The 25036-nt window shown below is 67.4% G+C and carries 26 protein-coding genes; 21 read left to right on the top strand and 5 right to left on the bottom strand.

Features of this window, described 5'->3' with window-relative positions; all coding sequences use genetic code 11:
- The first annotated feature begins 65 nt into the window (after positions 1 to 65).
- Complete coding sequence (locus ACREEF_RS04090) at positions 66 to 569, top strand: YbjN domain-containing protein (RefSeq protein WP_292032930.1); 504 nt, start codon at positions 66 to 68, stop codon at positions 567 to 569.
- A complete protein-coding gene (locus tag ACREEF_RS04085; RefSeq protein ID WP_431564331.1) occupies positions 569 to 1363 on the top strand; it encodes a pyrroline-5-carboxylate reductase family protein in 795 nt (264 codons plus the stop codon). Before ACREEF_RS04090 ends, ACREEF_RS04085 begins: the two co-directional genes overlap by 1 nt.
- A 12-nt stretch (positions 1364 to 1375) precedes the next feature.
- Here ACREEF_RS04085 and ACREEF_RS04080 read toward each other — a convergent pair whose 3' ends face one another.
- The 3 genes from ACREEF_RS04080 to ACREEF_RS04070 form a co-directional block, all read right to left on the bottom strand.
- Complete coding sequence (locus ACREEF_RS04080; RefSeq protein WP_431564330.1) at positions 1376 to 1867, bottom strand: hypothetical protein; 492 nt, start codon at positions 1865 to 1867, stop codon at positions 1376 to 1378.
- 82 nt (positions 1868 to 1949) lie between these two features.
- A complete protein-coding gene (locus ACREEF_RS04075; protein WP_431564329.1) occupies positions 1950 to 3293 on the bottom strand; it encodes an ATP-binding protein in 1344 nt (447 codons plus the stop codon).
- Positions 3294 to 3300: 7 nt separating this feature from the next.
- Positions 3301 to 4032: a response regulator gene (locus ACREEF_RS04070; protein WP_431564328.1), complete on the bottom strand. Its 732-nt coding sequence runs from the start codon at positions 4030 to 4032 to the stop codon at positions 3301 to 3303.
- 88 nt (positions 4033 to 4120) lie between these two features.
- Between ACREEF_RS04070 and ACREEF_RS04065 the strand changes: the two genes are divergently transcribed.
- From ACREEF_RS04065 to ACREEF_RS04050, 4 genes are all read left to right on the top strand, one after another.
- Entirely contained in the window at positions 4121 to 4999 is an 879-nt protein-coding gene (locus tag ACREEF_RS04065; RefSeq protein WP_431564327.1) for a branched-chain amino acid aminotransferase, read from the top strand.
- Between the two features lie 141 nt (positions 5000 to 5140).
- Positions 5141 to 6415, top strand: a complete 1275-nt coding sequence (locus ACREEF_RS04060) for a NupC/NupG family nucleoside CNT transporter (protein WP_431564326.1) — start codon at positions 5141 to 5143, stop codon at positions 6413 to 6415.
- 31 nt (positions 6416 to 6446) lie between these two features.
- Positions 6447 to 7064 carry a glutathione S-transferase family protein gene (locus ACREEF_RS04055; protein WP_431564325.1) on the top strand — a complete coding sequence of 206 codons (618 nt, stop codon included), beginning with the start codon at positions 6447 to 6449 and terminating at the stop codon, positions 7062 to 7064.
- Positions 7065 to 7114: 50 nt separating this feature from the next.
- The gene (locus ACREEF_RS04050) at positions 7115 to 7390 is read left to right on the top strand and encodes a hypothetical protein (RefSeq protein ID WP_431564324.1); all 276 of its coding nucleotides are present in this window, start codon (positions 7115 to 7117) and stop codon (positions 7388 to 7390) included.
- A gap of 18 nt (positions 7391 to 7408) precedes the next feature.
- On the opposite strand, the gene ACREEF_RS04045 is transcribed toward ACREEF_RS04050, so the two are convergent.
- Positions 7409 to 7843, bottom strand: a complete 435-nt coding sequence (locus ACREEF_RS04045) for a PaaI family thioesterase (RefSeq protein WP_431564323.1) — start codon at positions 7841 to 7843, stop codon at positions 7409 to 7411.
- 47 nt (positions 7844 to 7890) lie between these two features.
- Between ACREEF_RS04045 and ACREEF_RS04040 the strand changes: the two genes are divergently transcribed.
- The 15 genes from ACREEF_RS04040 to ACREEF_RS03970 all read left to right on the top strand — a co-directional run bounded on the left by ACREEF_RS04040 (position 7891) and on the right by ACREEF_RS03970 (position 23044).
- The gene (locus tag ACREEF_RS04040) at positions 7891 to 8211 is read left to right on the top strand and encodes a DUF3253 domain-containing protein (protein WP_431564322.1); all 321 of its coding nucleotides are present in this window, start codon (positions 7891 to 7893) and stop codon (positions 8209 to 8211) included.
- Complete coding sequence (locus ACREEF_RS04035) at positions 8195 to 8800, top strand: uracil-DNA glycosylase family protein (RefSeq protein ID WP_431564321.1); 606 nt, start codon at positions 8195 to 8197, stop codon at positions 8798 to 8800. Before ACREEF_RS04040 ends, ACREEF_RS04035 begins: the two co-directional genes overlap by 17 nt.
- 32 nt (positions 8801 to 8832) lie before the next feature.
- On the top strand, positions 8833 to 9840 hold the full coding sequence (locus tag ACREEF_RS04030; RefSeq protein ID WP_431564320.1) for an alpha/beta fold hydrolase: 1008 nt from the start codon (positions 8833 to 8835) through the stop codon (positions 9838 to 9840).
- 95 nt (positions 9841 to 9935) lie between these two features.
- Complete coding sequence (locus ACREEF_RS04025; RefSeq protein ID WP_431564319.1) at positions 9936 to 11033, top strand: Glu/Leu/Phe/Val family dehydrogenase; 1098 nt, start codon at positions 9936 to 9938, stop codon at positions 11031 to 11033.
- Between the two features lie 308 nt (positions 11034 to 11341).
- The gene (fliF, locus tag ACREEF_RS04020) at positions 11342 to 12979 is read left to right on the top strand and encodes a flagellar basal-body MS-ring/collar protein FliF (protein WP_431564318.1); all 1638 of its coding nucleotides are present in this window, start codon (positions 11342 to 11344) and stop codon (positions 12977 to 12979) included.
- Complete coding sequence (gene fliG, locus ACREEF_RS04015) at positions 12979 to 14013, top strand: flagellar motor switch protein FliG (RefSeq protein ID WP_431564317.1); 1035 nt, start codon at positions 12979 to 12981, stop codon at positions 14011 to 14013. The genes fliF and fliG overlap by 1 nt, the downstream gene beginning before the upstream one ends.
- A gap of 1 nt (position 14014) precedes the next feature.
- Positions 14015 to 14671, top strand: a complete 657-nt coding sequence (locus ACREEF_RS04010) for a flagellar assembly protein FlbE (protein WP_431564316.1) — start codon at positions 14015 to 14017, stop codon at positions 14669 to 14671.
- Positions 14671 to 15003 (top strand): flagellar motor switch protein FliN, encoded by a 333-nt coding sequence (fliN, locus tag ACREEF_RS04005; RefSeq protein ID WP_431564315.1) that lies wholly within the window; start codon positions 14671 to 14673, stop codon positions 15001 to 15003. Before ACREEF_RS04010 ends, fliN begins: the two co-directional genes overlap by 1 nt.
- Before the next feature lie 44 nt (positions 15004 to 15047).
- The gene (flbD, locus tag ACREEF_RS04000; protein ID WP_431564314.1) at positions 15048 to 16460 is read left to right on the top strand and encodes a sigma-54-dependent transcriptional regulator FlbD; all 1413 of its coding nucleotides are present in this window, start codon (positions 15048 to 15050) and stop codon (positions 16458 to 16460) included.
- 2 nt (positions 16461 to 16462) lie between these two features.
- Positions 16463 to 17341: a class A beta-lactamase gene (gene bla / locus ACREEF_RS03995; protein WP_431564313.1), complete on the top strand. Its 879-nt coding sequence runs from the start codon at positions 16463 to 16465 to the stop codon at positions 17339 to 17341.
- Positions 17342 to 17409: 68 nt separating this feature from the next.
- Positions 17410 to 19491 carry a flagellar biosynthesis protein FlhA gene (flhA, locus tag ACREEF_RS03990; protein WP_431564342.1) on the top strand — a complete coding sequence of 694 codons (2082 nt, stop codon included), beginning with the start codon at positions 17410 to 17412 and terminating at the stop codon, positions 19489 to 19491.
- 55 nt (positions 19492 to 19546) lie between these two features.
- On the top strand, positions 19547 to 21079 hold the full coding sequence (locus ACREEF_RS03985; protein ID WP_431564312.1) for a sensor histidine kinase: 1533 nt from the start codon (positions 19547 to 19549) through the stop codon (positions 21077 to 21079).
- Complete coding sequence (locus tag ACREEF_RS03980) at positions 21076 to 21498, top strand: response regulator (protein WP_431564311.1); 423 nt, start codon at positions 21076 to 21078, stop codon at positions 21496 to 21498. Before ACREEF_RS03985 ends, ACREEF_RS03980 begins: the two co-directional genes overlap by 4 nt.
- On the top strand, positions 21495 to 22544 hold the full coding sequence (locus ACREEF_RS03975) for a sensor histidine kinase (RefSeq protein ID WP_431564310.1): 1050 nt from the start codon (positions 21495 to 21497) through the stop codon (positions 22542 to 22544). The genes ACREEF_RS03980 and ACREEF_RS03975 overlap by 4 nt, the downstream gene beginning before the upstream one ends.
- Positions 22545 to 22600: 56 nt before the next feature.
- Positions 22601 to 23044 (top strand): NUDIX domain-containing protein, encoded by a 444-nt coding sequence (locus tag ACREEF_RS03970; RefSeq protein ID WP_431564309.1) that lies wholly within the window; start codon positions 22601 to 22603, stop codon positions 23042 to 23044.
- A gap of 811 nt (positions 23045 to 23855) precedes the next feature.
- Here ACREEF_RS03970 and ACREEF_RS03965 read toward each other — a convergent pair.
- Positions 23856 to 25034: a vWA domain-containing protein gene (locus ACREEF_RS03965; protein ID WP_431564308.1), complete on the bottom strand. Its 1179-nt coding sequence runs from the start codon at positions 25032 to 25034 to the stop codon at positions 23856 to 23858.
- Between the last annotated feature and the right edge of the window lie 2 nt (positions 25035 to 25036).

The raw sequence follows: 25036 nt of genomic DNA, 5'->3' as shown, positions 1-25036 counted from the left end.
ACACGTTTACCGTTCGTTTGCAGGTCGTGAGTCGCGACCCCTCGAGTTAAGATTGTGAACCCCTGATGGATGCAGCCCGGCCCGAAGAGGTCGACGTTCCCTACGATCCTCTGGATGTCGTGGAGCACGTCCTCAACGCGGAGAACCTGCCGTTCGACCGCACGGACGACGGCGACCTGGCCTTCGCCCTTGCCGGCGACTGGAAGGACTATGAGCTGTGGTTCGCCTGGCGGCCCGAGGGCGACTGCCTTCAGCTGTGCTGCGCCCTGGACCTTCGGGTCATGAAGACGCGCCGCGCCGCCGCCTATGAGCTGGTGTCGATGATCAACCAGCGCACCTGGTTGGGCCATTTCGAGGTCTGGCCGGACGAGGGCGAGATCGTCTTCCGCCATTCGCTGGCCCTGCCGCACAGTGAGCGTCCGACCCTGGCCCAGGCCGCGTCCATGATCGACGCCGCCATCGAGGCCGCCGACCGCTACTACCCCGCCTTCGACTTCATGGTGCGCGGCTCCAAGAAGGCGCAGGAAGCCATCGACGCCTGCCTGTTCGAAACCGTGGGCACCGCCTGATGAGCCGCCCAGTTGTCCTGCAAGGCGTGGGGCGGCTGGGCTCGGCCATCCTGGAGGGGTGGCTCAAGACCGGCGCGGTCGATCCGGCCGACCTGATCATCCTGACCCCGTCGGAAAAGCCCGCCGCCGAGGCGGCGCGGGCGAAAGGCGCGCGGATCAATCCGCCGCTGGAGGCCCTGGCCGAAGCCCGCGCCTTCGTCATCGGGGTCAAGCCGGCCAAGTGGTTCGAGGCCTCGCGCCCGATCCTGCCGCATCTGGCCGCCGACGCCGTCATCGTCTCGGTCATGGCGGGGGTGAGGGGCGAGACGATTTCCCAGGGTTTTGACGGCCGCTCCGTCGTTCGCGTCATGCCGACGACCGGCGTGGCCCAGGCCCAGGGCGTGGCCACCATCTGGGCCGCCGACGCCGCCGCCCGCGCGGTGGGCGAGGCCCTGTTCGCGCCCATCGCCGAGACCGTCCATCTGGACGACGAACCGACCATGCACGCCGCGACCGCCGTGTCCGGCTGCGGTCCCGCCTATTTCTTCGCCTTCACCCGCGCCCTGGCCCAGGCCGGGGTCGAGGAAGGCCTGTCGCCCGAAGCCGCCGTGCGGTTGGCGCGCGCTACCCTGCGGTCCGCTGCGGCGGGCGTCGAGGGGAGCGAGGCGCTGGACGCCCTGATCGACCGCGTGGCGTCGCCCGGCGGCGTCACCCAGGCCGGTCTTGTGGCCCTGAACGCAAACGGCGCCCTCGACCGGGCGGTCGAGAGCGCCGTTCAGGCGGCTGTGGCCAAGTCGACCGAACTCAGCGGCTGACCAGCAGCGCCTTTAACGTTTGACGTAGCGCCCCTCTGCCAGATTGCGCGCCAGCCGATCGTAGGCCGTGCGGGCGTCCTGCCAGGTGCTGAAGCCGCGCACGTCGGCCAAGTTCGAGGAATAGTAGTCGTACTTGACCGGATGCACCTCGCCCGAGGCGGTCGTGACCGTGCCCTCGATGGCGGCGCCGCCGATCGAGATGCTGCGCATCGAATCCAGACCCGGCTTGTCGATCGTTTGCTGCATGGTCGGTCGGTTCGGCTTCAGATCGGTGATCGTCAGCTCGATACGGGCCCCGTCCAGCGCATGACGCTCGGTCAGGACGCGTTCGACGGTGCGGGTCAGGTCGTCGACCTGTTGCTGGACGTCGCGCTGGCCGAGTTCTTCGGCGGTCTTGGCGAAGTCGGGGCTGACGGTGACGACGACGGCGGAGGGTTGGGCCGCTGCGGCGCCGGCGAGGGCCAGCGCGGCGGTGAGCGGTGCGAGAAATGCGAAACGACGCATCATGGGACTCCTGATCCAGGCCCCCCTGGAACGGGACCAAGATGGCGATGATTTTACAGTGACGCCAGAGGCGTGCGGCGATTTATCCCGGCAGGCGGATCGAGGCCTTCAGTCCGCCCAGGTCGCTGCGGCTCAGGGTGATGTCGCCGCCGTGGCCGCGCGCCACGTCGCGGGCGATGGCCAGGCCCAGGCCGACGCCCTTGCTGTTCTGATTGCGTGAGGCGTCCAGCCGCGAGAAGGGCCGGAAGGCCTCCTCGTGCATATCCTCGGGGATGCCCGGCCCGTCGTCCTCGATCGCGATCTCGATCCCGCCAGAGGGCAGGGGGCGGGCCGACAGCCGGACGTGCTCGCCGTGGGCGGCGGCGTTGCCGGCCAGGTTGTTCAGCGCGCGGCGGAAGGCCAGCGGCCGCACCAGGGCGTCCAGTTCGTCCGGCGTCTCGACCGTCACCTCGGCCCCGACGCGCCGGGCGTCGTCGGCTGCACGGCGCAGCATTTCGGGGACCGAGACGGCCTGGATCGCTTCGCCCGCCTCGCCGCGCGCGAAGGCCAGGTATTCGTCGATCATGTGCTCCATCTCGTCCAGATCACCCTTCATCGCCTCGGCGCGCTTGAAGGGCGGGGCCAGCGCCAGTTCGAGGCGCAGACGGGTCAGAGGCGTGCGCAGGTCGTGGCTAACCGAGGCCAGAAGGGCTGTGCGCTGGTCGATATGGCGCTGGATGCGGCCGCGCATATCCAGAAAGGCGCTGGCGGCGGCCCGCACCTCGCGCGCGCCGTGCGGTTTGAAGCGGGGCACGGTCTCGCCCCGGCCGAAGGCCTCGGCCGCGTCGGCCAGGCGTTCGATGGCGCGCACCTGATTGCGGATGAACAGGACCGCCACGCCCAGCAGCAGCACTGTCGCGACCGTCAGCCACAGGACGAAGATATGAGCCTGGGTCGCCACGGCCCGTTCACGCGGGGCGATGACGCGCAGCACGCCGCCCGGCTCCTGCACCCGGATGTCGACATAGGCAGGATAGCGGGTCGTGTCGTACCAGAAGGGCTGGTCCAGCCGCGAGGCCAGGGCCTTCTCCAGCGTGCGGTCGACCACGCCCAGAGCGCCGCGTCGCTGTTCCTTGGGCAGAACAGCGCCTTCCTGGAAGGCGATGGACAACTGCATCGACCGCTCGGCCCGGTCGGCGATGACGGTCAGGTTCTGCGGCGTCGGCTGATCGCGATAGCTTTCGGCCGCCCAGGCCACGTCCCCGGCCAGGCCTTCGGACAGGCGCGCGGTCACGGCCTGCCAGTGGGCGTCGAAGAAGGCCCAGGTCACGGCCCCCTGCATGATCAGCACCGGCAGGACGATGATCAGCAGCGACCGGCCCCACAGCGAGGTCGGCAGGCGGCGCTTGATCATCCGCGCCCAGAGGGTGAAGGGCAGCAGCCTCATCGTCGGATCAGTCCGGCGCCAGCATATAACCGACGCCGCGCACGGTCTGGAGATAGCGCGGGTTCTTGGGGTCGGCCTCCAGCTTGCGGCGCAGGCGCGTCACCTGGACGTCCACGGCGCGGCCGGTGATGTCGGCGGTGTCGGGCGACAGGTTCATCCGCTCGACCGGCGAATGGGCGTGGATGGCCAGGGTCTTCAGCAGTTGCGCTTCGGCCTCGGTCAGCCGCTGCAGCGTCCCGTCGCGGGTCAGCTCCAGCCGCTCCATGTCGAACACCGCCGGCCCCATGTGGATTTCACGCGGCGTCAACGGCTTGCCGCCGGTGCGGCGCAGGATGGCCTCGATCCGCAGCGCCAGTTCGCGCGGGTCGAAGGGCTTGGACATATAGTCGTCGGCGCCGCGCGACAGGCCCTCGATCCGGTCGTCGGGATCGCCCTTGGCCGTCAGCAGCAGAACCGGCGTCCTGGACAGGGAGGCCTGGCTGCGAATCCAGCTGGTCAGGTCGAAGCCGCTCTCGCCCGGCATCATGACGTCCAGCACGATCAGGTCGAACTCGATCAGTTCGACCAGCCGCCGCGCCGCGCCCGCGTGGGCGGCGCCGGTGACGCGATAGCCCTCGCGCGCCAGGAACTCTTTCAGCAGTTCGCGGATTCTGTCGTCGTCATCGACAATCAGCAGATGGCGGCCTGTGCCGGGTGCGGCGACGGGGCCTGAACGGCCGTTGGAACGCGTATCGGTCATGCTTTGGGCGATCCTGCCGAACGCAAGGCGTTGACGGCGGCGGGAGAGAGGAGTGTAACCCGATCATATCCGCGGGAGACGTTATTCAATGGCCTTCGTTCCTTTCGACGATCGTGACGGCTGGATCTGGTTTGACGGCGCGTTCGTGCCCTGGCGGGACGCGAAAACGCACGTTCTGACCCATGGCCTTCACTACGGCTCGTCGGTGTTCGAGGGTGAGCGTATGTATGGCGGCGAAATCTTCAAGCTGACGGCGCACAGCCAACGGCTGAAGCGCTCGGCCGAGCTGCTGGACTTCGACATTCCCTACAGCGTGGCCGAGATCGACGCCGCCTGCAAGGAAACCTGCGAAAAGAACGGCCTGATCGACTGCTACATCCGTCCGGTGGCCTATCTGGGCGCCGAACAGCTCAGCGTCTCGTCGCTGAACAGCAAGGTCCACCTGGCCATCGCCGCCTGGGAGTGGCCCAGCTACTTCGACCCCGAGGTCAAGAAGAAGGGCATCCGTCTGGAGTGGGCCAAGTGGCGCCGCCCCGACCCGGCCACCGCCCCGTCGACAGCCAAGGCCGGCGGCCTCTACATGATCTGCACCATGTCCAAGACGGCGGCCGAGAAGCGCGGCTTCGCCGACGCCATGATGCTGGACTGGCGCGGCTACATCGCCGAGGCCACCGGCGCCAACGTCTTCTTCGTCCAGAACGGCGCCCTGCACACCCCGCGCGTCGACCACATCCTGGACGGCATCACGCGCCAGACCGTGATCGAGATGGCCCAGGCCAAGGGCGTCGAGGTGGTGATCCGCGACATCCTGCCGGAAGAGCTGGCGGACTTCTCGGAGTGCTTCCTGACCGGCTCGGCCGCAGAGGTCACCCCGGTCAGCGAGATCGGCGACTATCGCTTCACGCCCGGCGAACTGTCGCTGAGCCTGATGGATGACTACGGCAAGCTGGTCCGCGGCCAGCTCTGATCGCCGTCTGACGCCGAACCAGGGGCGGAGGATTCATCCTCCGCCTTTTTCTTGCGCCTCTTGCCAGCCGCGCGCGGCTGTCGTTCAAGCGCAGATGAGAAACCGGCTCCCGTAGCGCCGGTCGCGGAGCCGCCTTTTCCCATGTTCAGCCTTCTGAACCTTCAGAGCCTGTTCGGCCTGGTCGTCATCGTCGCCCTCTGCTGGGCCCTGTCCGAGAACCGGAAGGTCTTCCCGTGGCGGCTGGCGCTGGGCGCGGTGGCGGTGCAGGCGGCCCTGGTGCTGGCGACCTTCGCCATTCCCGGTTCGCAGGTGGTGCTGGACGGCATCAACAACGCCGTGAAGGGGCTGGAGCTGGCCACCGAGGAGGGGACCAAGTTCGTCTTCGGCTATCTGGCGGGCGGGGATCAGCCCTATGCCGTGGCCAACGAAGGCGCTCTGTTCACCTTCGCCTTCAAGGTGCTGCCGCTGATCCTGGTGATCTCGGCCTTGTCGGCCCTGCTGTGGCACTGGCGCATCCTGAAGTGGATCACGCTCGGCTTCGGCTTCCTGTTCCAGCGGACCATGGGTCTGGGCGGCGCCTCGGCCCTTGCGGTCGCGGCCAACGTCTTCCTCGGCATGATCGAAAGCCCCATCGTCATCCGCGCCTATCTGGACAAGCTGACCCGGTCGGAACTGTTCCTGATGATGGTGGTCGGCCTGGCCACCGTCGCCGGCTCGACCATGGTGGCCTACGCCACCATCCTGTCGCCGGTGCTGTCGAACGCGGCGGGCCATGTGCTGGTCGCCTCCATCGTCTCGGCTCCGGCCGGCGTCCTGCTGGCCCAGGTCATCATCCCCGAAAAGCCGGGCGAGGGCGGGGCGGTCGCCGACTACAACTCGGCGCTGAAATACGACAGCTCCATCGACGCCATCGTCAAGGGCACCTCGGACGGCCTGATGGTGGTGCTGAACATCTCGGCCGTGCTGATCGTCTTCGTGGCCCTGGTGGCCCTGGTCAACGTCATCCTGGGCGGCTTCGTCGTCGGTGGCGAACAACTGACGGTCGAGCGCATCCTGGGCGTGGTCTTCGCCCCCGTCGCCTGGTTGACCGGGGTGGAATGGGCCGACGCCTACACCGCCGGCTGGCTGCTGGGCGTCAAGCTGACCCTGACCGAGTTCGTCGCCTTCATGAAGCTGGGCGAGGTGCCGGCCGGCGACATGACGGAGCGCACGCGGATGTTGATGACCTATGCCCTGTGCGGCTTCGCCAACATCGGCTCGGTGGGCATCACCGTCACCGGCCTGTCGGTGCTGATGCCCGAGCGCCGCGAAGAGGTTCTGGGTCTGGTGTGGAAGGCCCTGTTCGCCGGCTTCCTCGCCACCCTGATGACCGCCTGCGTCGTCGGGGCCTTGCCCGCATCCGTCTTCGGACAGTAGCCTTTCTGACGACAACCGGAGGGGCCGTTCCATGAAACTCTACGAAAGCCGCCGCGCCCCCAATCCGCGCCGGGTCCGCTGGGTCATGGCGGAAAAGGGCGTGACCGATGTCGAACTGGTCGAGATCGACCTGCTGGCCGGCCAGCATCGCACGGCGGAGTATCGGGCCAGGGTCGGTGTCCCGCACGTCCCGGCGCTGGAACTGGACGACGGGACCTGCATCTCGGAATCCATCGCCATCTGCCGCTATCTGGAGGCGCTGCACCCGGAGCCGAACCTGTTCGGCCGCGACCCGAGGGAGCAGGCGATCATCGAGATGTGGACCCGCCGCTGCGAGATCTATCTGGCCAATCCGATGATGCTGAACGTGCGCTTCAGCCACCCGGCCCTGGCAGCGCTGGAGGCGCCCCAGCCGCAGGTGGCGGAATACAGCCGCGTCGGCGCCGAGAAGTTCATGCGCCTGCTGGACCGCCAACTGGCCGAGCACGAATTCATCGCCGCCGACCGGTTCACCATCGCTGACATCGTCGCGGCGGTGGGCCTCGACTTCGCCCGCCTGGTCAAATACCGCCCGCCCGAGGAATTGATCCACCTGGCCCGCTGGCTCGAGGCCTGCCACGCCCGTCCAGCGGCGAAGGCCGGGGTCTAAGGTAGCAAGACATCTTTTCGGGCCTCGTCCGTCATGCCAAGCTGGACGGCATGAACAAAGCTCTCACGATCATGCTCGCCCTGGGGCTCGCCGCGTCCGCCGCTGCCTGCACGGACAGCCGGCGCGCGCGCAACGACGCCACCTGGAGCGACCGCCCCGCCGACATCACCTGCTGGACCTACGGCGTCGAGACCTTCAAGGGCCGATCGACCGGCAAGGTCGAATACAGCGACAGCGGCCGGATCGCCTTCGTGGACGCCGCGAACAACCGGTACACCACGGTCGATGGCGAATGCCGGGTGGTCTACGCGCCGCCGTCGAAGTGACGACCCCGGCCTGGGCTTTCAGTCCCGCGGCGTGAACTTGCGGATCACGCCCGAGAAGGTCATCAACAGCCGCTCGCCCGTATTGATCTGACCGCGCACGAAGATCAGGCTCTTGCCCGCCTTGGTGACCTGGCCGGTCGCCTCGATCAGTTCGCCGACATAGGCGCCGTCGATGAAGGTGGAATCCAGCTGCACCGTCACGCCGGACGCGCCCTCCATCTCCTGATAGGCGATCTGGAACATGGCGATGTCGGCGAAGGTCATCAGGCAGCCGCCGTGCATCCGGCCGCCGGCGTTCATATGCTTTCGTTCGGCGCGGAAGGCGCAACGCATATGGCCGTCGGGGTCCAGCTTGCCGTAGAAGGGCCCTACCACCACGTCGAAGGTGTCGTGCAGGTCATAGGTCTGCCAACCGGTGAACTCGCCTTCCGTGACGGTGATTTTCGCAACCATGTCGGTTTCGCCTTCTTTCCGGTCTTGCAGTGCAGCATATAGGCGCAATGAGCGATCCAATCGAAGCGGCCATTTTTGAAAAACTGGCCAAGGCCGACCCCAAGAACGTCGGCGGCAAGAGCATCGAACCGGCTGAAGTGGCCAAGGCGCTGCAGCCCGAGCAATGGCAGCGGATGCTGCCCAAGGTCCGCGCCGCGGCCCTGGGCCTGATGCGTCAGGGCAAGCTGACCATCACCAAGAAGGGTAAGGCGGTCGACCCCAACGCCTTCAAGGGCGTGATCCGTCTGCGCCTGCCGACCGAGGCCGAGACGGCCGCGGCGCTGGCGGCCCTGCCGCCGGTCGAAGCTTCGGATGACGATTTCGACTGAACCGGAAATCGGCCTGGAGAATCTCCTGGCCGAGATCCGCGCCTGCCGGGCGTGTCTGGGACAGTTGCCTCATACGCCGCGCCCGGTGGTCATGGTCGCGCCTGAGACGCGTCTGCTGATCTGCGGTCAGGCGCCGGGGCGACGGGTGCATGAAAGCGGTCTGCCCTTCACCGATCCGTCCGGCGACCGCCTGCGCGACTGGCTGGGCGTGGACGCGGCGACCTTCTACGGCGATCCGCGCCTCGGCGTCGCGGCCCAGGCCTTCTGTTTTCCGGGGACCAACCCCAAGGGCGGGGACTATCCGCCGCCGCGCCGCTGCGCCGAGCTGTGGCGGCCCCGGTTGCTGGCCGAACTGCCGAACGTCGAGCTGACCCTGCTGGTCGGTGGCTATGCGCAGGACTGGGCGCTGGGCGACCGGGCCAAATCCAACATGACCGAGACGGTGCGGGCGTGGCGCGACTACGCCCCTGCCGTCCTGCCCCTGCCGCATCCCTCATGGCGCAACACGGCCTGGCTGAAGAAAAACCCGTGGTTCGAGCGCGAGGTTCTGCCTTATCTTCGCGAGCGGACTGTGGAGATTTTGGCGTGAGCATCGGGCGGAGCGGATTGACGGCGGGCCTTGTGGCCCTTTCTCTCGCCCTGTCCGCCTGCGCCACGCCGCATCTGCAGTCGCCCCTGACCCCGCCGGTCGGCTTCAACGGGCCGCGCATCGAGGCGGGAACTGAAGGGCGCGGGGCCTTCGTCGTGCAGGACGGAGCCCGGCTGCCCTATCTGCGCTGGACCCCGGAGGGGCAGGAGCCCTGGGCTGTCATCGTCGCCCTGCATGGGTTCAACGACCACTACGCCTCCTTTCGGCTGGCAGGGCCGTGGTGGGCGACGCGGGGCATCGAGACCTGGGCCTATGACCAGCGCGGCTTCGGCCTGGCGCCCCATCGCGGCGAGTTCGCGTCGGAAAGCCTGACCAGCGCCGACCTGCGCACCATCGTCGCCCTGGTTCGCGCAGAACGCCCGAACGCCCTGATCGTGGTGGCGGGAGAGAGCATGGGTGGGGCCTCGACCATCGCCGCCTTCGGAGGCGAGGCCCCGCCCGACGCCGACCGGGTCGTCCTGCTGGCCCCCGGCGTCTGGGGCTGGTCCAGCCAGAGCCCGTTCAACCGCGCAGGGCTCTGGGCCGCCGCCCGGCTGATGGGCGCCAGGACGGTCGAGCCGCCCGCCTTCGCCGTGCGCCGCATCCGCGCCTCGGACAATACGCAGGAGCTGATCCGCAACGGTCGCGATCCGCAGAGCATTCTCTCCACCCGCTTCGATTCCATGCATGGCCTGGTCGACCTGATGGAGACGGCGACGGTGCGTCTCGGCGCGGTCGAGAAGCCGACCCTGCTACTGTACGGCGGGCATGATCAGATCATTCAGAAGCGGCCGATGCGGCTGGCGCTGGAACGGGCGGGTGAGCGGCCCAACCTGAGGACGGCCTATTATCCGAACGGCTGGCATATCCTGAACCGCGACCTGCAGGGCGAGGTCGTCTATCGCGATGTCGAGGCCTGGCTGCGCGACGTAGCCGCGCCCCTGCCGTCCGGGGCGGGGCCGATCCTGCCGGCCTTGCGGACCGATCCCAAAGGCCGCTGATCGGGCCCGAGCGATCCTTTTCCTGACACGCTTGCTCTGTACGCGGGCGCGGCGTATCTCCACGCGCATAAAAAATACCCCAGGAAAGGCCTGTCATGGGCAAGACGCTGTTTGATTCCCCCTCTTTCGCGAACCATGAAGGCGTCCACGCCTTCCACGACGAGAAAACCGGCCTGAAGGCCATCGTCGCGGTTCACTCCACCGCGCGCGGCCCCGCCGTCGGCGGCACCCGTATGTGGAACTACGGCTCGGCCGCCGAAGCCCTGGAAGACGTGCTGCGCCTGTCCAAGGGCATGAGCTACAAGAACGCGGTGGCTGATCTGGAAATGGGCGGCGGCAAGTCGGTCATCATCGGCGACAGCCGCACCCAGAAGTCGCCCGAACTGTTCCGCGCCTTCGGTCGCGCCCTGAACGGCCTGGGCGGTAACTACTACGCCGCCGAAGACGTCGGCACCTCGGTCGAGGACATCGCCGAAGCCCGCAAGGTCACCGAATACGTCCTGGGCCTGAAGGACGGCCCGGAAGCCTCGGGCGACCCCAGCCCCGTCACCGCCGAGGGCGTGTTCCGCTCGAACCTGGTCGTCGCCCGCCGCCTGTTCAAGCAGGACGACATGACTGGTCTGACCGTCGCAATCCAGGGCGTGGGCCACGTGGGCGCCTATCTGGCCGAGAAGCTGCACAAGGCCGGCGCCAAGCTGATCATCACCGACGTCAACCAGGCCAACCTGGAAGCCGTCGCCGCCGCGACCGGCGCCGAGATCGTCGCCCCCGACGCCATCTATGACGTCGCCGCCGACATCTATGCGCCTTGCGCCCTGGGCGCGACGCTGAACCTGCAGACCCTGGACCGCCTGAAGGTCAAGGCCGTCTGCGGCGCCGCCAACAACCAGCTGGCCACCGCCGACATCGGCGACGAGCTGTTCCGTCGCGGCGTGCTCTACGCCCCCGACTACGTCGTCAACGGCGGCGGCATCATCAACGTCGCTTCGGAAATGAACGCCCGTCAGTCGAGCGGCGCCTATGACGCCTCGTGGGTCGAAGGCAAGCTGTCGCGTCTGATGGAGACCTTCGAGGAGATCCTCGAGCGTTCGGCCGTCGAGAACAAGCCGACCCACCTGATCGCCGACGCCATCGCCGAAGCCCGCATCAACGCGGCGGCGGAAAAGAAGGCGGAGCTGCTGAAGGCGGCCTAGACGCAAATATGCGTCCTTCTCCCTTTGAGGGAGAAGGTGGGCGCCGCAGGCGCTCGGATGAGGGGTGTGAGCGCTGCCGCTGCCGGCAGGGCCGCACCTTTTTCGTGTCTGTTGTTCGCCTGACGGTAGCCGGTCGCGTCGACACCCCTCATCCGTCTCGCTGCGCGAGCCACCTTCTCCCGCAAGGGGAGAAGGGAGGGGAGATTCCCTCAATCTTTAACGCATCTTAACGCCCCGTTTACCATCCACGCGGCACTTTCTGCCTAGCGGGGCGGTGTGGTCCTCCCGCCAGTATGAGGCGGGGACGCGTGGGCGGCTTCACGGCGGCGTTGCAGAAGTTCGGTATCGGCCGCTTGGCCGCGGTGCTCGGCGTCGCCGCCGGCGTGGCCGCGGTGCTGGTCGCCGTCATGCTGCGGGTGGGCCAGGCGCCCGACGCTCTGCTCTATTCCAACCTCGACCTGCGCGAAGCTTCCGAGATCAGCGCCGCCCTGGATCAGGCGGGCATCAAGTATTCGTCCAAGGGCGACGGCTCGACCATCTTCGTCAGCCGCGACGAAGTCGGCACGGCGCGTCTGATGCTGGCGGGCAAGGGGCTCGTGACCTCGGGCAGCGTCGGCTACGAGATCTTCGACAACCAGTCGGTGCTGGGCCAGACCGAGTTTCAGCAGAACCTGAACGAGCAGCGCGCCCTGCAAGGTGAACTGTCGCGCACCATCATGTCGATGCGCGGCATCACCTCGGCCCGCGTCCATATCACCATGCCGCGCCGGGAAATGTTCCAGGCCGCCGCCGTCGATCCGACTGCGGCCGTGGTTGTGGGCCTGGGCGGTCGCGACCTCAGCGCCGATCAGGTGCGCGCCATCCGCAACGTCGTCGCCTCCTCGGTGCCGAACCTGAAGCCGGACAAGGTCACGGTGACGGATCAGTCCAACCGCACCCTGGCCGCGGGCTCGGAAGACACCGGCTTCACCTCGGCCAACGCCGAGGCCGCCAAGGCCACGACCGAGGCCCAACTGCAGACCCGGATCCAGGACATCGTCGAGGGCGTCGTCGGCGCCGGGGCGGCCCGCGTCTCTGTCACCGCCGACATCGACCACAGCCGCTCGACCACCCAGGAACAGAAGTTCGATCCCGACGGCCAGGTCGTCCGCTCGACCTCGACCAACGGCTCGCAGTCGCAGGACACGACCGGTCAGGCCGACGGCGGCGCGACGGCCACCAACAACATCCCCGGCGGTCAGGCCCCGAACACCACGCCGATCGGCTCGACCAACTCGGAAAACACCGAGACCACCAACTACGAGATCTCCAACACCACCACCACGACGGTCAAGGAGCCGGGCGAGGTCAAGAAGCTGTCGGTCTCGGTCGCGGTGGACGGCAAATACACCCCGGCCGCCGGCGGCAAGGGCGAACCGACCTACGCCCCGCGCACGGCCGAGGAAGTGCAGCAGATCAAGACCCTGGTCGCGGCCGCCGTCGGCATCGACGAGACGCGCGGCGACAAGATCGAGGTCGTCAACGTCCGCTTCAACCGCGAGCCCTCCGCGGCGCCGGGCGCGGACGAGGGCTCGTCGATGTTCAACTTCGACAAGAATGACATCATGCGCGGCGTCGAACTGCTGGTCCTGCTGGTCACGGGCCTGCTGCTGATCTTCTTCGTCGTACGGCCGCTGTTGAAGACCGCCTCGGGCGGCGGCGGCGCGCCCGCCCTGGTTGGCGCGAACGGGATGCCGGTGACGGCGCTGGACACCCATATCGTCGGCGGCGTTCTGCAGGGCGCGCCCCAGATGCTGGCCGGTCCCAGCGACATGGACCAGCGGCTCGACATCGCTCGCATCGAGGGGCAGGTGAAGGCCTCCTCGATCAAGAAGGTGGCCGACTTCGTGGACTCCCACCCGGAGGAATCGACCGCGATCCTCCGGTCGTGGGTGCATGAGAGCTAATGACCCGCCTCGTGAGCAAGAAAGCCGTAGTCGATGACGCCCGCAAGCTAACGGGCCCCGAGAAAGCCGCCGTCGTCCTGCTGTCGTTGGGCGAGGAGCACACCATCCTGTGGCAGCAGCTGGACGAGGAGGAGATCAAGGAAGTCTCTCAGGCCATGGCTGCTCTGGGCGCCGTGACCGCTGGCGTGGTGGAAGAAGTCCTGGTCGAATTCGTCTCCGGCATCGGCGGCTCCGGCTCGCTGATGGGCAGCTACGAACAGACCCAGCGCCTGCTGGCCTCCTTCATGTCCGGCGATCGCGTCGACGCCCTGATGGAGGAAATCCGAGGCCCGGCCGGGCGGACCATGTGGGACAAGCTCGGCAATGTGAACGAGGCCGTCCTCGCCAACTATCTGAAGAACGAATACCCGCAGACGGTCGCGGTGGTCCTGTCCAAGGTCAAGCCCGACCACGCCTCGCGCGTGCTGACGGCCCTGCCGGAAGACTTCGCCCTGGAATGCGTCCAGCGGATGCTGCGGATGGAGCCGGTGCAGCGCGACATCCTCGACAAGATCGAGCAGACCCTGCGCACCGAGTTCATGTCCAACCTGGCGCGCACGTCCAAGCGCGACAGCCATGAGCTGATGGCCGACATCTTCAACAGCTTCGACCGCCAGACCGAGGCCCGCTTCATCGGCGCCCTGGAAGAGCGCAGCCGCGACTCCGCCGAGCGCATCCGCTCGCTGATGTTCGTGTTCGAGGATTTGTCGAAGCTGGATCCGGGCGGCGTCCAGACCCTGTTGCGTGCGGTCGAGAAGGATCAGCTGGGTCTGGCGCTGAAGGGCGCCTCGGACGCGCTGCGCGAAATGTTCTTCTCCAATATGTCCGAGCGCGCCTCGAAGATCATGCGCGAGGACATGGAGTCGATGGGCCCGGTCCGTCTCAAGGACGTCGACGCCGCCCAGATGACCATGGTCCAGGTGGCCAAGGATCTGGCCGCGCGCGGCGACATCATGCTGGCCGGCCAGGGTTCCGACGACGAGTTGATTTACTGACATGACCGCCATGCCCTCCACCGCCCGTCCCTTCATCTTCGACACCGAGTTCGACGCGTCGGGCGATGTCGTGCGTCCCTCGGCCTGGCAGCCGGTGAAGCGGTCCTTCGCCCCCGCCGAGGTCGACGCCCTGATCGCCCAGGCGAGGCTGGAAGCGCGCCAGCAGGCCCTGGCCGAGGTCGAGGCCCTGCGCGCCGACGCCCTGTCGGCCTTGGCCCAGGCGGTCGCCCATTCGGCCACGACCCTGAGCGCGGTGGCTGAGGCGCATCGTCGCCAGTCGGCCGAGCTGTCGGTCGCCGCCGCCCGCGTCCTGGCCTCTGCCGCCTTCGACCGCTTCCCGCGTCGCCCGCTGGAGGCCGCCATCGAGCAACTGGGCCAGGAAATCGACGCCTCGCCGCGCCTGCTGGTCCGCGCCGCCGGTCTGGACGAGACGGCCCGCGCCCACGTGGAGGCCCTGTGCGCCGACGCCGGCTTCACCGGCCTGATCGCCTTCCGCGAGGATGTCGGCGCCCCCGCCGCCGCCTTCGCCCTGGAATGGGCCGACGGCCGCGCCGAGTTCGATCCCCAGGGCGTCGCCGCCCGCGTTTCCGCCGCGCTGGAGGCCGCGCTCGCGGCCGAAGCCGGCCATGCTGAATCCCTCGACAGGAGCGCCTTCTGATGGCTACCGACGATCTCTCGCTGGAAGAGTTCGGCGACTCCACCGCCCTGACTGTCGCCGACGAGGGCGGCGACAAGTCCGCCGCCGATCTGGCCACGGTCTTCGACGTGCCGGTCAATATCTCGGCTGTGCTGGGCAAGGCCCATATGTCGGTGGCTCAGCTGCTGAAGCTGAACCGCGGCTCGGTGCTGGAGCTGGACCGCAAGGTCGGCGAGGCTATCGACATCTTCGTCAACAACCGCCTGGTGGCGCGCGGGGAGGTCGTCGTCGTCGAAGACCGCCTGGGCGTGACCATGACGGAAATCATCAAGACCGAGGACTCGGGCGCCTGATCGGCGACCGCGTTTTCGCAGTAGAGATCTAGAGGAGAAGACCCATGCGGCTTCTGGTGGTTGGCAGGCTCAGCGGACAGCTGGCGACGGCGGTGAAGATGGCGATGGCGCACGGCGCCAAGGTCCAGCACGTCGAACGCGCCGATCAGGCGACCGAGCAACTGCGGCGCGGGCAGGGGGCCGACCTGATGATGGTCGACTACCGCATCGACATCGCTGCCCTGATCGCCGCCAACGACGCCGAGCGCATCCACGTCCCGGTCGTGGCCTGCGGCGTCGACGCCGACGCCCGCGAGGCCGCCGACGCCATCCGCGCCGGGGCCAAGGAGTTCATTCCCCTGCCGCCCGAGGCGGACCTGATCGCCGCTGTCCTGTCGGCCGTGGCCGACGACGAGCGCCCGATGATCTCGGCCGACCCGGCCATGAAGGCGGTCATCAGCCTAGCCGACCAGGTGGCGCGCTCGGAAGCCTCGATCCTGATCACCGGCGAAAGCGGCGTGGGTAAGGAGGTGATGGCCCGTCACCTGCACACCGGGTCCAAGCGCGCCGACAAGCCCTTCATCAGCGTCAACTGCGCCGCCATTCCCGACAACCTGTTGGAATCCGAGCTGTTCGGCCACGAGAAGGGGGCCTTCACCGGTGCCGTGGCCCGCCGCATCGGCAAGTTCGAAGAAGCCGACGGCGGCACCTTGCTGCTGGACGAAATCAGCGAGATGGACGCCCGCCTGCAGGCCAAGCTGCTGCGCGCCATTCAGGAACGCGTCATCGACCGTGTCGGCGGCTCCAAGCCGGTGCCGGTCAACATCCGCATCATCGCCACCTCGAACCGCGATCTGGCCAAGGCCGTGGCCGAGGGCAGCTTCCGCGAGGACCTGCTCTACCGCCTGAACGTGGTGAACCTGCGCCTGCCCAGCTTGCGCGAACGTCCGGGCGACATCGCCGTCCTGTGCGACCACTTCATCCGCAAATACGCCGCCGCCAACGGCGTGCCGCCGCGCCCCATTTCGTCTGACGCCCGCCGCGCCCTGGTCGGCCACCGCTGGCCGGGCAACGTGCGCGAGCTGGAAAACGCCATGCACCGCGCCGTCCTGCTGGCGACGGGGGCCGAGATCGACGTCGACGCCATCCGCTTGCCGGACGGACGGCCGCTGCTGGAAGGTGCTGCAACCGCGCCGTCGCCGATCGCCTCGACCTACGACGCCGGCGTCGCCGGTCATGCGGCCCAGATGGCCGACGCCATGACCCGCAGCTTCGTCGGTCAGACCGTGGCCGAGATGGAAAAAACCTTGATCCTCGACACCCTGAACCACTGCCTGGGCAACCGCACCCACGCGGCGACCATCCTGGGCATCTCGATCCGCACCCTGCGCAACAAGCTGAACGAATACGCCGACGAAGGCACGGCCATCCCGGCCCCGCAGTCGGGCGTCGCCGCCGCCTACGGCGCGGCGGGCTGATTATGCGCGCCGACCGCCGGACGGTTCTGCTGGGCGCGGGCGCGCTGACGTTGGCGGCCTGCGGGGAAGCTTTGGAGATCAGGTCCGATCCCGGCGCATGGGAAGTCGACCTACGGCAACTCGAAGTCCAGCATGGCGGTCGCATTGGTCTTCACGCGATGGGCGACGACATGGTTTCATGGCGTGCCGACGAGCGGTTCACCTACTGCTCGACCTTCAAACTCTTCCTCGCGGCCGCCACCCTGGAGCGGGCGCAGAATGGCGAGGAGCGTCTGGATCGCGCCATCCCGATCACCTTCGCCGACATGATCTCCCACGCCCCGGTCACGGAACCCGCTGTCGGGAGAACGTTGACGATCCGGGATCTATGCAAGGCGACGGTCGAGGTCAGTGACAACCCCGCCGCCAACATTCTGATTCGCGAAATGGGCGGGCTGGAGGCATGGAAAGCCTGGTATCCGTCCATTGGTGATGCGGTTACGCGGGTGGACCGGCTGGAACCTCAACTGAATCAGACCGGCGACGAGCGCGACACCACAACGCCGGCGCAGACAGTCGCCAACCTCTGGACCGTTCTGACCAAACGTCCTGGCCTGCTGAACGACGATCATCGCACCATGCTGGAGCAATGGCTGTTCGATAGCCCGACCGGCTTGGGGCGGATCAAGGCGGGCGTCCCCGCCGGCTGGCGCGTGGCGCACAAGACCGGCACCAGCGGTGACGGCTTGGCCAACGACATTGGCGTTATCTATCCCCCATCCGGCGAACCAATCCGCATCGCCGTCTATTACGCAGGAACCGCTGACCAGACCGACGCCCAGCGCGAAGCGGTCATCGCCGAGGCGACCCGTCTGGCGCTCAAGGCGCTGGGGCATGGCTGAGAATCCGCGAATCCTGTCATCTGGCCGGATGAACTTCGTCCGCCGCCATGGTTGATGCGCCGATCCTGATGAAGGACGGCTATGCGCGCCCCACCGGGCGCGACGCGCTCGGCTGGCTGCTGCGCGGCGACGTGGGGCTGGCGGTCGGCGTGATCGCGGTCATCATGCTGCTGATCCTGCCGATCCCGAAGATGCTTCTGGATCTGCTGCTGGCGATCTCGCTGGTGTCCAGCGTGCTGATCCTGATGACGGCCGTGATGATGAAGCGGCCGCTGGACTTCGCCATCTTCCCGACGGTCCTGCTGGTCTCGACCCTGTTCCGTCTGGGCCTCAACCTGGCCTCGACGCGCCTGATCCTGACCCACGGCCAGGAAGGCCACGACAGCGCCGGTCAGGTCATCAACGCCTTCGGCGAACTGATGATGGGCGGCAACTTCATCATCGGGGTGATCATCTTCGCCATCATCCTGGTGGTGAACTTCGTCGTCATCACCAAGGGCTCGACCCGCATCGCCGAGGTCTCGGCCCGCTTCACCCTGGACTCCATGCCGGGCAAGCAGATGGCCATCGACGCCGACCTGTCGTCGGGCCTGATCACCGAGGACCAGGCCAAGCTGCGCCGCAAGGAACTGGAGCAGGAATCCACCTTCTTCGGGGCCATGGACGGCGCCTCCAAATTCGTGCGCGGCGACGCCGTGGCCGGTCTGATCATCACCTTCATCAACGCCATCGGCGGCCTGCTGATCGGGGTGCTGCAGCACGGCATGCCGGTAGGCGAGGCCGCCAACACCTATGTCCAGCTGACCGTCGGCGACGGTCTGGTGACCCAGATCCCGGCCATCATCGTCTCGGTCGCCGCCGGCTTCCTGGTGTCGAAGGCCGGCGTCGAGGGCTCCGCCGACAAGGCCCTGGTCAGCCAGTTGGCGAGCAACCCCGTCAGCCTGGGCGTGGTGTCCGGCGCGGCGGGCCTGATCGGCCTGATCCCGGGGATGCCGCTGATCCCGTTCGCGGCCCTGGCCATCGGCTCGGGCTTCATGGCGTGGAAACTGGGGCGTGATCGTCTCAAGCCCGCCCAGGTCGAGACCGTGGACCTGGGCAAGCCCAAGGAGGACGTCGAGGAGCCGATCGCCACGGCCCTGACCATCGACGAGGTCAAGATCGAGCTGGGCTACGCCCTGCTGTCGCTGATCAATGATCTGGAGGGCCGCCGCCTGACCGATCAGATCCGCGCCCTGCGCCGCTCGCTGGCCCAGGAATACGGCTTCGTCATGCCCAGCGTCCGCATCCTCGACAATATGCGCCTGCCCAACCAGGGCTACGCCATCCGCATCAAGGAGATGGAGGCCGGGGCGGGCGAGGTGCGTCTGGCCCAACTGATGGCCATGGACCCGGCGGGCCGCCAGGTCGAACTGCCGGGCGAACACACGCGCGAGCCCGCCTTCGGCCTGCCCGCCACCTGGATCGACGAGAGCCTGCGCGAAGAGGCCACCTTCCGCGGCTACACCCTGGTGGACCCCTCGACGGTGCTGACCACGCACCTGACCGAGATCCTCAAGGAGAACATGGCCGAGCTGCTGTCCTATGCCGAGGTGCAGAAGCTGCTGAAGGAACTGCAGGGCGAGGAGAAGAAGCTGGTCGACGAACTGATCCCCACGGTCGTCACCGTCACCACCCTGCAGCGCGTGCTGCAGACCCTGTTGCGCGAAAAGGTCTCGATCCGCGACCTGCCGGCCATCCTCGAAGGTCTGGCCGAGGCGGCGCCCCACACCACCAGCGTCACCACCCTGGTCGAGCACGTCCGCACCCGTCTGGCGCGTCAGCTGTGCTGGGCCAACCGGGGCGACGACGGCGCCCTGCCCATCGTCACCCTGTCCCAGGAGTGGGAGCAGGCCTTTGCCGAGGCCCTGATCGGTCCCGGAGAGGACAAGCAACTGGCCATGGCCCCCAGCCGCCTGCAGGACTTCATCCGCGCCGTCCGCGACACCTTCGAGCGCGCGGCCATGGCAGGCGAGAACGCCGTCTTGCTGACCGGGCCGCAGGTCCGCCCCTATGTCCGTTCGATCATCGAGCGTTTCCGCGGCCAGACCGTGGTGATGAGCCAGAACGAGGTCCACCCCAAGGCCCGTCTGCGAACCATCGGCACCGTCTGACCGGCAACGAGGTTAACGACTGGACTCAAGGGGTTGGGTCGCGGATGCTCGAATCATGAAACGCATTCGGCCGGCCCTGCGGACCTTTGGCGCCTTCCTGCGCACGCCGACGCTCAGCCGCTCCATCATCGCCTTGCTGGCCCTGGCCATCCTGCTCCTGCTGGCGGTGAACGCCGCCACCTTCGTCATGATCCGGCGGACCTCGGCCTACAACGACACGGTCGATCACAGTCAGCAGGTGCGGCTGGCGGCCAAGGACGTCCTGACCCTGCTGGCCGACGCCGAGACGGGGCAGCGCGGTTTCATGCTGACGGCGCGGCCGGAGTATCTGGCGGTGCATGACCGGGCGATCGCCGCGCTTCCTGCAGTGTTCACTCGTCTCGACAGCCTGATCGGAACCGATGACGAACTGACGCCGCGCCTGGCTCGCGTCCGCTCGCTCTATCAGGAACGCCTGAACCTGCTGGAAAGCACGATCGAGATGACCCGAACGGGCCGGATCGGCGAGGCGGTGTCGGTGATCCGCAGCGGTCAGGGCAAGACCTTGATGGATCAGATGCGGATCGAACTGACCGCCATCGACGCGGTCGAGGCCCGACGTCTGGCCGACCGCACCCGTCAGTCCGAACGCGCCTCGGCGGTGACGGTCTCGGTCAACGCCCTGGCGGCGGTGCTGATCCTGATCCTGGCCGGGATCAGCACCTGGCTGGTGCGGCGCTATGTCGAGGAGATCGAGGACGCGCATCTTGAGCTGGACCGGGTCAACGCCGGGCTGGAGAACCAGGTCCGCGACCGCACCGCCGAACTGACCCGCGCCAACGAGGAGATTCAGCGCTTCGCCTATATCGTCAGCCACGACCTGCGCGCGCCCCTGGTCAACGTCATGGGCTACACCTCCGAGCTGGAGCAGGTCGGCAAGATCTTCGATCATCAGCTGACCACCCTGGCCCAGACCCACCCTGACGCCATCGAGCCCGAAGCGATCCGCGCCGTGCGCGAGGATGTGCCCGAGGCCGTCGGCTTCATCCGCGCCTCGACCGCCAAGATGGATCGTCTGATCAACGCCATCCTGAAACTGTCGCGCGACGGCCGTCGTCGGCTGGTCCCCGAGACCCTGGACATGACCGCCGTGGTCCAGTCCATCGCCGACAGCGTCCACCATCAGGCCATCGAGACCGGCGGCGAGATCGTCGTGCGCGCCCTGCCGGTGCTGGAAAGCGACCGGCTGTCGATCGAGCAGATCTTCGGCAACCTGCTCGACAACGCCGTCAAGTATCAGCAGCCGGGCCGACCGATCCGCATCGTGGTCGAGGGCGAGGCGGACGACGACGGCCGCGTCCATTACCGCATCGTCGACAACGGTCGTGGCGTGTCCGATCGCGACCACGAGCGCATCTTCGAACTGTTCCGCCGCGCCGGGAAGCAGGACCTGCCCGGCGAGGGCCTCGGCCTGGCCTTCGTGCGCAACAGCGTGCGCCGCCTGGGCGGAACCATCACCCTGGAGTCCGAGCTGGGGCAAGGCTCGACATTCCATCTGAAATTCCCCACACGATTGATCGTGCCGGGGGACGCAGGAGACCGCCTATGAGCCACTCCGTGAAGATCGTCATGGTCGAGGACGACCACGGGCACGCCAAGCTCATCGAAAAGAACATCCGTCGCGCCAATATCGCCAACGACATCGTCCACTTCGCCGAGGGCGGGGCGGCTCTGGACTATCTGTTCAGCGACGAGGTGCGCGCCCACGGGCCGCTGCTGATCCTGCTGGATCTTAACCTGCCGGATATGTCGGGCACCGACATCCTGGAGAAGGTCAAGTCGGACGAGCGCCTGCGCCGCGCCCCCGTCGTCATCCTGACCACGACCGACGACAAGGTCGAGATCCAGCGCTGCTACGACCTGGGCTGCAACGTCTACATCACCAAGCCGGTGGACTATGAAGCCTTCGCTGGAGCGATCCAGCAACTGGGCCTCTTCCTGTCCGTCATGCAGGCGCCCGAGATTTGAGCGACCTGAACGACATGGGGGAGCCTATCCGCCTGCTCTACATCGACGACGACCGCGGCCTGTCGCGGCTGGTCCAGAAGGAGCTCGCCCGTCACGGTTATGACGTGACCTGCGCGCCCGAAGGCGAGGCGGGGCTGGAGGCCTTGCGCGCCGGGACGTTCGATGTCTGCGCCCTGGATCACTACATGCCGGGCCGCGAGGGGTTGGACGTCCTGCCCGACATCCTGGCCCTGCCGACCCCGCCGCCGGTGGTCTATGTCACCGGAGCCCAGGACGGGCGGATCGCGGTGGCCGCCCTGCGCGCCGGGGCCGCCGACTACGTCATCAAGGACGTGTCCGAGGACTTCACCGCCCTGCTGCGCTCGGCCATCGAGGACGCCCTGCTGCGCCGCCGTCTGGAGCGCGAGAACGAGGAGGTCCAGGAGCAGATCCGCCTGGCTCGAGACCGCGCCGAGGCCATGCTGCGCGAGGTCAATCACCGCGTCGGCAACTCGCTGCAACTGGTGTCCAGCTTCATCTCCCTGCAACTGCGCCAGCTGGCCGACGAGGGCGCGCGCTCGGCCCTGCGCGAGGCCCAGGTGCGGATCGAGGCCGTCGCCCACGTCCACCGCCGCCTCTACACCTCCTCGGACCTCGCCACCGTGGCGATGGACGAATACCTGACCGGCCTGGTCGAGGAACTGGGCAAGTCGGTCGGTCCGGACGAGACCTCGCCCCGCCTGACCCTGCGCGCCGAGCCCATGCGGGTGACGACGGATCAGGCGGTGTCGCTGGGCGTCATCGTCACCGAACTGGTCACCAACGCCGTCAAATACGCCTATGAGCCGGGCGAGGGTGGCGAAATCCGCGTGGTGCTGGAAACCGCCGCCGAAGGGCGAGCCATGCTGACCGTCGAGGACGACGGCCCCGGCCTGGGCGATGGAACCCCCAAGGGCACCGGCCTGGGCGCCAAGATCATTTCGGCCATGGCCGGCGGCCTGCGTTCGGCGGTCGAGTTCGATCCCGACCACCCCGGCGTGCGCGCGCGCCTGGTCTTTGATCTTTAGGACCTTTGATTTTTAGGCCCTTTCGCTTCGGCTTCGGCGCGCGTTAGTCTGCTCCGATGAAGCTTCAGTTTGGAACGGCCCGCCCGGGCCTCGACTACGTTCACCGTCCCGCGACCTTCGGTCTGGTCGAACAGGACGGCAAGCTGGCCTGCGTGCGCGTGGAGCGCGGCGGCGGCTATTTCGATCTGCCCGGCGGCGCCGTCGACGGCGAGGAAAGCGAACAGCAGGCCCTGGTGCGGGAGTTCGCCGAGGAAACCGGCCTGATCGTCGAGCCCGAAGACCGTCTGGCCGAGGCCGCCCAGTACTTCCGCCGCACCGACGGCTCGCCGGTCAACAACGCCGGTGGTTTCTGGACCGTGCGCGTCACCGGCTTCGACGCCTCGACGCAATGCGAGGCCGATCACGAACTGGTCTGGCTGGACCCGCTGGAGGCCATCTCCCGCCTGCGCCACGAAGCCCACGCCTGGGCCGTGGCCAAATGGCTGCGCGCGCGGGTCTAGGGACCGCGCGCGGACGGCGGGTTTTCAGGCTTGAGAGCCCGCCTGAACGCAGCCCCTACGTCTTCTTCGCCGGCATCTCGCGCCCGCCTTGATGCAGGACCAGACCGTCGATGGCGCCCGCCGCGTCGCGGGTGAAGGTGGGCGTCCATGACGCTGAGGAAGAAGGCGTCTGCGGCTTCGGCCGACAGCTCCAGCGGCTGCTGTCCGGTCGCCTGGGTCATCAGCTTGCCGTCCACGACGCTCAGCCTCAGGGCGAAGTTGGGCGCCAGTTCATAAAGGCGCTGCGGGGGCTTACAGTCCCAAAGCCCTCGGCGCTGTGCGAACGGCCTCGTTCATTGCTCGGTCATCCAGACATCCGAAGTCAAAAACGCGAGTTCGACGTTCTTCACCGTTGGTCCATTCGACGAGGACGCCGTCTTGGTCGGTGACGTAGTTCACGCAGGCTGCATCGCCTCGCAAGACATCCTCGGCGGGCCTGTAGGGCTCCAGTCGCCGTTTGAAATCCGCGAACTGCGCTAGCGTGATTGGCCTGACGCTGCGCCTCTGCTTCCAGTTGCGATAGTTGCCACCCCAGTGCCCGGCCTCGATGACAAGGCCGTCGGCCGTGACCTCTAAATTCGTAACTTCGCAGCGGCCACAGAAAGGGGCTGGCTGAGGTTGAAAAGAAATCCGTTCGACGGCCTGCATTGGTCGGGGCAGGGAAGCGCATCCGGACAGCGTCGCCGCGAACAACGCGACAGCAGATAGGGTCCCGCTATTCATAGCTCGACCGTGCCACCAAAAGGCAAGCGTCCGCAATGGGGCGCAGCCCTCAGCGCGTCAGCGCCCGCATGGCCTTGTCCAGCCCGTCCAGCGTCAGGGGGAACATGCGCTGGTCCATGACCTCGCGGATCAGGCCGACCGACTGGGTGTAGCTCCAGTAGCGTTCGGTCACGGGGTTCAGCCAGACCGACTTGTCCCACTGCTGGCGGGCGCGCTTCAGCCAGACGGCGCCGGCTTCCTCGTTCCAGTGCTCGACCGAGCCGCCCGGCATCGTGATCTCATAGGGGCTCATCGTGGCGTCGCCGACGAAGATGGCCCGCCAGTCGCCGGGGTATTTGTTCAGCACGTCCCAGGTCGGAATCTTCTCGGTGTGCCGCCGCCGGTTGTCTTTCCACACCCCTTCGTAGAGGCAGTTGTGGAAGTAGAAGAACTCCAGGTTCTTGAACTCGGTCTTGGCCGCCGAGAACAGCTCCTCGCACAGCTTGATATGGCCATCCATCGAGCCGCCGATGTCGAGGAACAGCAGGACCTTGATGGTGTTGCGTCGCTCGGGCCGCATCTGGATGTCCAGCCAGCCCTGACGCGCCGTGCCGTCGATGGTGCCGTCCAGATCCAGTTCCTCGGCCGCGCCCTCGCGCGCAAAGCGGCGCAGGCGGCGCAGGGCGACCTTGATGTTGCGGGTGCCCAGCTCGACCGTGTCGTCCAAGTTCTTGTATTCGCGCTTTTCCCAGACCTTGACCGCGCGGCCATGCTTGCCCGGCCCGCCGATGCGCACGCCCTCGGGGTTGTAGCCGCCGTGGCCAAAGGGACTGGTCCCGCCGGTGCCGATCCAGCGATTGCCGCCCGCGTGGCGCTCCTTCTGCTCCTCCAGACGCTGCTTCAGCGTCTCCATCAGCTTGTCGAAGCCCCCCAGGGCCTCGATCTGGGCCTTCTCCTCGTCGGTCAGGAACTTCTCGGTCAGCAGCCGCAGCCATTCCTCGGGAATATCGGTGGTCAGGTCCTCGCCCGCGCCGACCGTCTCCAGCCCCTTGAACACCTTGGCGAAGACCTGATCGAAGCGGTCATAGTGCTTCTCGTCCTTGACCAGCACCGCCCGCGACAGGTGGTAGAAGGCCTCGACATCCCGGCCCGCCACGTCCTTGTCCATGGCCTCCATCAGATGGAGCCATTCCTTCAGCGAAACCGGAACACGGGCTTCGCGCAGGGCGGTGAAGAAGGGCAGGAGCATGG

It is taken from the genome of Brevundimonas sp. (assembly GCF_050729455.1).
In the GTDB taxonomy this organism is placed as follows: Bacteria; Pseudomonadota; Alphaproteobacteria; order Caulobacterales; family Caulobacteraceae; genus Brevundimonas.
Note: the sequence above shows the minus strand (reverse complement) of the source record. Positions and strands in the feature narration are given on the sequence as shown.